Origin of the sequence: Actinoplanes sp. TBRC 11911 (assembly GCF_012933445.1) — a bacterium.
In the GTDB taxonomy this organism is placed as follows: domain Bacteria; phylum Actinomycetota; class Actinomycetes; order Mycobacteriales; family Micromonosporaceae; genus Actinoplanes.
Genome location: NZ_JABBNC010000078.1, coordinates 1 through 1,456, shown reverse-complemented (window position 1 = coordinate 1,456; position 1,456 = coordinate 1). Strand labels below are relative to the sequence as shown.

The following is a 1,456-nucleotide window of genomic DNA, read 5'->3' as shown; positions in this document are numbered from 1 at the left end:
TGGGCGTAAGTCTCCATCCCTGAAGGGAGTGGGGTCGGTCAAGGGGCTGGTTTTGGGTTTTTGTTCGGGTTTGGTGGTGGGGGGTGGGCGGGTGGATCTGGCGGGTCGGGTGTCCGGTCCGCTGGGTTGTGTGGGTGTGGGGGCCGCGTTCACCAGGAGTCTGGTTAGGACTCGGGGGCGTTGCCGGACAGGGTCCGGTGCCGTGCATCCCTTCGCCGTTGGCATGGTGTGATGCGGCTGTAGTCAGGCGGGGTCAATCAAGAATGGCGACCACGCCGCGGGCGGGGGTCAGGAGACTTCCGGCCTCGCGCCTGACTACGCCGGTCCTTGAGGTTCACCCGGCCGGTTGGGCTGGGGCGAGGACCCGGATATGGCCGTCGCGGAGCCCGTAGTAGACCAGGGTGAGTAGTTTGCGGGCGGCGGCGACGGTGCCGATGCCCTTGCCGCGGCGTTCACCGACGCGGGCGCGGGTGTGTGCCAGCGGGCCGCGGCTGACGCGTTGGACGGCCTCGGTGGCGGCCCAGCGCACCAGTGGTGAACCTTGTTTGGTGATGTGCCCGCGCCGGACTTTCGTGTCGGACTCGCGGTGTTTGGGGGTGAGCCCGGCCCAGGAACACAGCTGCGGGGCGCCGCGGAATCGGTGGACATCGCCGATCTCGGCGACGAACACCGCGGCCAGGACGGGGCCGACACCGTCGAGACGCTGGATCGCCCGGTAGCCGTCATCGCCGGCGAGCCGGGCCGTGATCCGGGCGCCGAACCCGTCGATCTCGGTGTCGAACATCGTGATCAGCCGGCGCAGCGAGGCGATATGCGCGGCGTAGACCTCGGGCAGCGTCAGCTGCTCGAGCAGCCGCCGGCCGGACGGGCCGAACAAGTCCGCCATCGGCACCGCGATCCCGTGTTTGGCCAGCACCGCGTGCACGCCGGCTTTCAACCCCGAGCGCAACGCGACCATCTTGGCCCGATGCCGGACCAACTCGCGTAACTCCCGCACCGGCGGCGGCGCGATCCACGCCTGCGGGAGCCGGCCCATGCGTAGCAGGTCCGCCAGATCCGCGGCGTCGCGCTCATCGTTTTTCACCCGCCGATAGGCGAAACCCTTGATCCCCAGCGGATGCGTCAAAAACACCTCACACCCCGCGTCGGCCAGCACATCCGCCGCCCAGTACCAGCCGTACGTGGCCTCCAGCACCACCTGCGGCGCCTCACCCCAGCCCAGCGCCGTCTCGGCCAGCACCTGCGGATCGTTATCGATGCGGCACATCCCCAGCCGCTCACCCGCCGCCGTCATCGCGACCAGCACACTACGCCGACGATGTAAATCCAGCCCGATCACTGCACGAGCGTCATACTGTTCCACCAGGGGCCTCCTTCAACGGATTGAACTGAGCACCCCGAGCATCCGCCGGGACGTCATCCAGGAGCGAGGCCCCGCTCCCTTCATGGCATCAAG

1 protein-coding gene is annotated in these 1,456 nt (G+C 68.6%); it reads right to left on the bottom strand.

Features of this window, described 5'->3' with window-relative positions; genetic code table 11:
• Positions 1 to 334: 334 nt before the first annotated feature.
• Positions 335 to 1,363: an IS110 family transposase gene (locus HH310_RS42975; protein ID WP_169181547.1), complete on the bottom strand. Its 1,029-nt coding sequence runs from the start codon at positions 1,361 to 1,363 to the stop codon at positions 335 to 337.
• Between the last annotated feature and the right edge of the window lie 93 nt (positions 1,364 to 1,456).